Origin of the sequence: Rhodopseudomonas sp. BR0G17 (assembly GCF_010907025.1) — a bacterium.
Lineage (GTDB): Bacteria > Pseudomonadota > Alphaproteobacteria > Rhizobiales > Xanthobacteraceae > Rhodopseudomonas > Rhodopseudomonas palustris_H.
This window is the reverse complement of record NZ_QUML01000066.1, coordinates 1-6,965: the sequence shown is the minus strand read 5'-3', so window position 1 is coordinate 6,965 and position 6,965 is coordinate 1. Positions and strand designations below refer to the sequence as shown.

The 6,965-nt window shown below is 66.8% G+C and carries 7 protein-coding genes; 2 read left to right on the top strand and 5 right to left on the bottom strand.

Annotated elements, in window-relative coordinates:
• A partial coding sequence (locus DY467_RS24970) for a HEAT repeat domain-containing protein (protein WP_164639715.1) occupies positions 1 to 827 on the top strand: 827 nt, incomplete at its 5' end.
• 109 nt (positions 828 to 936) lie between these two features.
• On the opposite strand, the gene DY467_RS24965 is transcribed toward DY467_RS24970, so the two are convergent.
• Positions 937 to 1,914 carry a hypothetical protein gene (locus tag DY467_RS24965; RefSeq protein ID WP_164639713.1) on the bottom strand — a complete coding sequence of 326 codons (978 nt, stop codon included), beginning with the start codon at positions 1,912 to 1,914 and terminating at the stop codon, positions 937 to 939.
• A 208-nt stretch (positions 1,915 to 2,122) separates the two neighbouring features.
• Here DY467_RS24965 and DY467_RS24960 point away from each other — a divergent pair, with 208 nt between their 5' ends.
• Complete coding sequence (locus DY467_RS24960) at positions 2,123 to 2,734, top strand: glutathione S-transferase family protein (RefSeq protein WP_107343579.1); 612 nt, start codon at positions 2,123 to 2,125, stop codon at positions 2,732 to 2,734.
• Between the two features lie 82 nt (positions 2,735 to 2,816).
• On the opposite strand, the gene DY467_RS24955 is transcribed toward DY467_RS24960, so the two are convergent.
• The 4 genes from DY467_RS24955 to DY467_RS24940 all read right to left on the bottom strand — a co-directional run.
• Positions 2,817 to 3,314: a TPM domain-containing protein gene (locus tag DY467_RS24955; RefSeq protein WP_164639711.1), complete on the bottom strand. Its 498-nt coding sequence runs from the start codon at positions 3,312 to 3,314 to the stop codon at positions 2,817 to 2,819.
• 13 nt (positions 3,315 to 3,327) lie between these two features.
• Entirely contained in the window at positions 3,328 to 4,254 is a 927-nt protein-coding gene (locus DY467_RS24950; RefSeq protein WP_164639709.1) for a TPM domain-containing protein, read from the bottom strand.
• A 4-nt stretch (positions 4,255 to 4,258) separates the two neighbouring features.
• Positions 4,259 to 4,873: a LemA family protein gene (locus DY467_RS24945; RefSeq protein WP_107354772.1), complete on the bottom strand. Its 615-nt coding sequence runs from the start codon at positions 4,871 to 4,873 to the stop codon at positions 4,259 to 4,261.
• A gap of 77 nt (positions 4,874 to 4,950) precedes the next feature.
• On the bottom strand, positions 4,951 to 6,965 hold a 2,015-nt coding region (locus DY467_RS24940), incomplete at its 5' end, for a xanthine dehydrogenase family protein molybdopterin-binding subunit (protein ID WP_164639707.1).

Below are 6,965 nucleotides of genomic sequence, written 5' to 3'. Positions count from 1 at the left end.
ATCCCGACGCCGGCGTCCGCCAGCAGACCGCGATGGCGCTCGGCGAGTTTGACGGACCGGAGGCCGCCGAGGCACTGGTCCGCCTACTGGTCGATCCGGAGCGGATCGTCGCGGCGGCGGCGGCCGACAGCCTCGCCGAGTTCAAAGACCCCGCCTCTGCCGACGCGATCCTGCCGCTGGTCAAGCACGGGCACGCCTTCGTCCGCAGCGGCGCGCTGCGGGCGCTGAAGGAACTGCGGCGCAAGGATACGCTGAAGCCGGCGCTCGAAGCGTTGCAGGACGGCGACGCCGCGGTGCGGGTGCAGGCGATCGGAGTGATTGGCTTCCTCAAGCTGGAGGAGTCGATCCCAGCGCTGACGGCGCTGATCGGCGATCCCGATCCGCACGTCCGCCGCGCCGCGGTGAGCGCGCTGGCGTTCTCGCACATGAAGATCGCAGCCGAGACCATCGTCCGCGCGCTCGAGGATGTCGACTGGATGGTACGCGAAATGGCGGCAGAAACTCTCGGCCTCAACGCCCGCGGAGCGCTTGCCATCGAGCCGTTGATCGGTTGCCTCGCCGACGAGTTCTGGCAGGTGCGGCTCAAAGCGATCCGCAGCCTCGGCCGGATCAAGGCGCTGCAGGCGGTACGGCCGATCGGTCAATGCGTCACCCACGAGCAGGCTAATCTCCGCAAAGAAGCAGCCGCCGCGCTGGGTGAGATCGCCTCGCCCGACGGCGAGCCTTATCTGGTGCTGATCGCCGACGACCTCGATCCGGACGTCCGCAAGAACGCCCGCTGGGCGCTCCAGCAGATCGCTGCGAGCAAGGCCAGAACCGGGGCCTAAGCGGAAGCAACTTGCGCTGTCTGCGAGGCTCCGCGGGAGAGCCAAATCAAAACGGCGCCGGCTGTCTCACAGCCGGCGCCGTTGAAATTTCAGGAATGACGCTGCGCGATCAGCGGGCGACGATCAGACCGCGGCTGGTCACCACGACCCAGCGACCGTCCTGGCGGCGGATCGCATCGACGCGGCCGACACCCGGGATCGGATCACCGGCATAGACTTCGTAAGTGCCGGAGCGGCCTTCGACCACCGCGCCGCCGTCATACACATCGCGCAGCACCCAGCCTTCGACCGTCGGCAAGCGGCCCGGCTTCGCAGCGTCGGCCTTCGGCGTGATCGAGCCGGTGACGTCCTTGGCGGGGACAGCGGCAACATTGGCCGGAGCCGGCGCGGGCGCAGCCGGCGGCTGAACCTGCGCGGTGCGCAGTTTCTCGACCGTCTCGCTCAGCTTGGCGATTTTGGCGGCCGGCTCGGCCTGCGCCTTCTCGAGCTTCTCGATCCGGTCCGCGGTCTTGCCGAGCTGCGCCGTGCTCTGCTTGGCGGCGTGGTCGAGATCGGCCTTAAGCGCCGACAGTTCGGTCTGGAGCTGCACCACCTGCGCGTCGAGCGTCTTCACCTGCGCCGAAGCCGCAGTGGTCTCGGCGTCGCTCCGATGCGACAGGCTGGCGGTGGCGAGTGCACCACCGACCGCACCGGCGATCGCCGCAAGGATCACGGCCGCAGCAACCGCTGCAAGCTTGCGCACGCCGAAGCGATGAACCGCAGACTGGCTCGCCTCATCGGGCGCCTCGACTTCGATCTCATCGTCCCAGTGCCGATACAGATTTTCGCGAGGCGACGGCGCCATGATGGTTACGGTGCCGGGGCGCGGACGGCTGACGCCGTCCGATTTCTCGATCTCGGATTTGCCGGCGGGCTTCGCTTCGCTCGGCTTGGCGGCGCCCGCATTGGCCGGGGTATTGGCCGGGGTCGCCTGATGCGCGGAGGCCGAGCTTGTTTCGGCGCTGCCGGCGTTCGCCTGCGCTCCGTCCGTCGCGGCGGCCGCGCCGGTCTGCTGTTCACCGATGGGCTCGTTGCGATGCTCGTCCACGTGTCAAATCCTCCAGATCAGCTTGATACTATTCGGTAACTTTTATTACTTGCGAAATCGTTACTTCCGCCGACGGTTACGGAAATTTCACGAATCGTGAGGAACGCGCACAGCATGATGCACCGCGCGGCTTTGCACCGCACGGTGTCCCGCGCTAGGACAGATCGATCAGCATAGGCGCAGCCAAGCGCCGATCAGGGAGACGACCATGAAGCTGTACGATTCGATCGGGCCCAATCCTCGCCTGGTGCGGATGTTCATCGCCGAGAAGGGCCTGACGATTCCGACCCACACGCTCGACGTCCGCGCCGGCGAGAATCGAACGCCCGAACATCTCGTGCGCAATCCCCACGGCCAGACGCCCACTCTCGAACTCGACAATGGCAGCTTCTTGGCGGAGATCACCGCGATCTGCGAATATCTCGAGGAGAAGCATCCGCAGCCGCCGCTGATCGGCACCACAGCGGAAGAGCGTGCCGAATGCCGGATGTGGACGCGGCGGATCGACCTCTACATCTGCGAGCCGCTGCTCAATGGCTTCCGCTTCGCCGAAGGACTGAAGATGTTTCAGGATCGGATGGTGTGCGTGCCGGAAGCCGCGCCCGGGCTGAAGAAGATGGCGGCTGATCGCATTCGCTGGATGAACGAGCAGATGAAGGGCAAGGAATTCGTCTGCGGCCCGCGGCTGACGCTGGCCGATCTGCTGCTGTACTGCTGGCTCGACTTCGGCGCCAAGGTCGGCCAGCCGCTCGATCCCGCCAACACCAACATCGCCGAGTGGTTCGAGCGCATCGCGGCGCGCCCGTCAGCGAAGGCTTGAGGAGCTTTCGTTTCGAAAGCCAAGCGCCGACAATTTCTCCCTCTCCCCGCATGCGGGGAGAGGTTAGACTGCCGCCATGTTACTACACCACCACCGGTGCGTCGGGGATTTCATTGGGGCTCGGGCCGCTGCGCGGGAAGTGTTCGGCCAGATGCGCGGTGATGCGGTCGATACCGCGCAGCACGCCCTGCTCGAACCGGCCCTCGCGAAACTCGGCTTCCATCTCGCGGCAGATCGCCTCCCAGGTATCGGCGCTGACGCGGCCGTCGATGCCGCGATCGGCGATGATCTCGACGTTGCGGTCGGCCAGCAGCAGATAGATCAGCACGCCGTTGTTGTGCTCGGTGTCCCAGATCCGAAGCTGCGAGAAGATATCGAGCGCACGCTCGCGCACCGGCTGATCGCGAAACAGCGGCGCGCCGTCGAGCGCGCCCTCGACGACGAAGCGGATCTGGCCGACGTGGCGGGTTTCGCTCGCCTTGATGGCTCGTTCGATCGCATCGAACGCATCCGGCGAAAATGCGCGGTGCACCGCGCCGCGGCTGGTGAACAGGTGCTTGCCGATCCGCCGGATGCCCATGCTGCGTCTCTCCTCACCAGCTTCCCGAGGCGCCGCCGCCGCCGAAGCTGCCGCCACCGCCGCTGAAGCCGCTGTCGCTCGAACCGCTCGACCACGACGAGCCGCTGCTGCCACCGGTCCAGGTGCCGCCGGACCAACCGCTGCGTCGCCCCGAGGAGATCGTCGGCCCGCCGAACAGATCAATCACCAGCGCCAGCAGGAACGCGGCGAAGCCCGCCACCAGCGCGATGTACCAGACCAGACCGAACAGCATCGCCACCGCGCCGACGATGATGCCGGTCAGCCCCGAGGCTGCGAGGCGGCCGAGCGCCGCTTTCAAGAAGCCATTGAGCACCAGCGTGCCGAACAACAGCGGGATCGCCCAGCCCGTCAACTCATCCATGGATTCCGGCGCCGCCCATTCGTGCTGCGGCTGCGGTGTCGGCAGGGGCTCACCATCGATCACACCGATCATCCGGTCGATGCCGGCCTCGATGCCACCCTCGAAATCGCCGGCCTTGAATTTCGGCGTGATGATCTCGTCGATGATCCGCTTGGCGGTGACGTCGGGCAGCGCACCTTCGAGGCCGTAACCGACCTCGATGCGCAGCTTGCGGTCGTTCTTGGCGACCAGCAGGATCGCGCCGTCATCGATCTTTTTGCGGCCGATCTTCCAGGCTTCGGCGACCCGGATCGCGAACTGCTCGATCGCCTCCGGCTGGGTCGTCGGCACGATCAGCACCGCAATCTGGCTGCCCTTGCGGGCCTCGAACGCCTTCAGCTTCTGATCGAGCCGCGTCACCGCAGCTTCGGACAGCGTGCCCGTCTGATCGACCACGCGGCCGGTCAGCGCCGGCACCGCGACATCGGCACGGGCGAACGGCGCCAGCACCGCTGCGACGACGCAGAAGAGCAGCGCCAGCCATCCGGCGCGGACGGCGCGCATCGTCGCCGCGGTCATGCGCTTACTTGGCCGGCGCAGGCGCCGGCGCCGGGGTGAAATCGACCTTCGGCGCGGTCGAAATCTCCTTTTCGTTCTCCACGGTGAAGTTCGGCTTTTCCTTGTAGCCGAACATCATCGCGGTGAAGTTGGTCGGCACCGACCGCACGGTGACGTTATAGGCCTGCACCGCCTTGATATAGCGGTTGCGCGCCACGGTGATGCGGTTCTCGGTGCCTTCGAGCTGCGCCATCAGGTTCTTGAACAGCTCGTCGGATTTGAGCTGCGGATAGTTCTCGGTGACGACCAAGAGCCGCGACAACGCGCTCGACAGTTCGCCCTGCGCCTGCTGGAACTTCTGGAACGCGGCCGGATCGTTCAGCACCTCGGGCGTCGCCTGGATGCTGCCGACCTTGGCGCGGGCATTGGTGACGCCGAGCAGCACGTCCTTTTCCTGCTGGGCGAAGCCCTTCACCGAGTTGACGAGGTTCGGCACCAGATCGGCGCGCCGCTGATACTGGTTCACCACCTCCGACCAGGTCGACTTCACCTCCTGGTCTTCGCTCTGGATGGTGTTGTAGCCGCAATTGCTCAGGCTGAGCGCGGCGAGCGCCGCCAGCACCGTCAGAAACTTCCGCATCGATCTCTCCCGCACGCGAACCGGCGCAGCATAGCATGCGCCGGTGTGTCTTTGTCGGTATTGCGGGCGTTGAGGTTCTAAGCCGCCTGGGCCGACTTGGCGTCCTGGATCGCACGCCAGACCTTTTCCGGGGTCAGCGGCGTGTTCAGCGTGGTGACGCCGAGCGGGGCCAGCGCGTCGAGCACGCCGTGCACCACGCAGGGCGGACCGCCGATCGCACCGGACTCGCCGCAGCCCTTGGCGCCGAGCGGATTGGTCTTGCACGGCGCCGACGGATCGAGCGTGACGTTGATCGGCGGCAGGTTATCGGCGCGCGGGATGCAGTAGTCGAGATAGCTGGCGGTCAGGAGCTGGCCGTCGTCGTTATAGGCGGCGTTCTCGTACAGCGCCTGGCCGACGCCCTGGGCAACGCCGCCATGGATCTGGCCGGCGACCAGCATCGGGTTCACCGCATTGCCGACGTCGTCCACCGTGGTGTAGCGCACCACCCGGCTGACGCCGGTTTCCGGGTCGACCTCGACCTCGCAGATATGCGCGCCGTTCGGCCACGACGGTCCGTCGACCTCGCCGGTGGAGTCGACGCTGAGGCGCGCGCCCTTCTCCTTGGCGGCGATCTCGAACAGGCTGATCTTGCGGTCGGTGCCGGCAATGGTCAGCATGCCGCCGGAGTACTCGATGTCCTCGATCGAGGCTTCCAGAATGTTCGCCGCCTTCTCGCGCGCCTTGGCGATCATCTCCGCCGAAGAGACTGCAACCGCGGTGCCGCCGACGAACAGCGAGCGCGAACCGACGCTGCCGAAGCCGATCGCCAAATCGGTGTTGCCCTGCACGACGTCGATCTTGTCGAGCGGAATATCGAGCGCTGCGGCGATCATCTGGGTGTAGGTCGTCTCCAGCCCCTGCCCCATCGCCTGGGTGCCGGAATGCAGCACGACGCGGCCTTCGGCGGTGGCGTGCAGCTTGACGTTCTCGGTGTGGGCGCGGCCGCCGGTCCACTCGATGTAGCTGGTGACGCCGCGGCCGTAGAGCAGGCCCTTCTTCTGCGCCGCCTTCTTGCGCGCCTTGAAGCCATCCCAGTCTGACAGCTCGGCGGCGCGGTCCATCATGTGGGCGAACGCACCGCTGTCGTACACCTGCCCGACCGCGTTGGTGTAGGGCAACTGCGACGGCTTGATGTAGTTGATCTTGCGGATTGCGCGCGGGTCCATGTTGAGCTTGCGCGCGGCGGCGTCCATCAGCCGCTCGACGATGTACACCGCCTCGGGCCGCCCGGCCCCGCGATACGCGCCGACCGGCGCGGTGTGGGTCATCACCGCCTTGATGTCGAAATGCACCACCGGGAGGTGATACACGCCGGTCTGAACGAACGGGCCGAGCACCAGCGGAATGATCACGCCGGCCCCCGCCAAATAAGCGCCGGTGCCGCCAATCGAGGTGACGCGATAGGCCAGCACCTTGCCCTTGGAATCGAGCGCGAACGACGCGGTCGAGGTCAGGTCGCGGCCATGGGTGCCGCCGACGAACTCATCGGTGCGATCGCCGCGCCAGCGGATCTTGCGGTTCAGCTTCACCGCCGCGTAAGCGACCAGCGCGTCTTCCGGATAGACGCCGGTCTTCTGGCCGAAGCCGCCGCCGATGTCGCCGACCAGCACCTGGATGCTCTCCTTCGGCCGCTTCAGGATGGCCTCGGCGAGCGCGTCGCGGGTCTGGCCCGGGGTCTGCGACTGGGTGTGCAGGATCAGCCGGCCGGTCTTCTTCTCGATCTCCGCAATGGTCGAGCGCGGCTCCATCGCCGACGGGATCAGCCGCTGGCTGACGAGATCCAGCGACACGGTATGGGCGGCGCTGGCGAACGCCGCATCGACCTTGGCGGCATCGCCATAGCTCATCGCCGCCACGATGTTGTCAGGCGTCTCCGCCCACACCGCCGGCGCGCCGGGCTGGATCGCCGCGGTCGGATCGGTCACCGCCGGCAGCTCGTTGTACTCGACCGCGATCGCCTCGATCGCCGCCTGCGCGGCGAGCTGCGAGGTCGCGACCACGGCGGCGACCGGCTCGCCGACGAAGCGAACCTTCTCATGCGCCAGCAGCC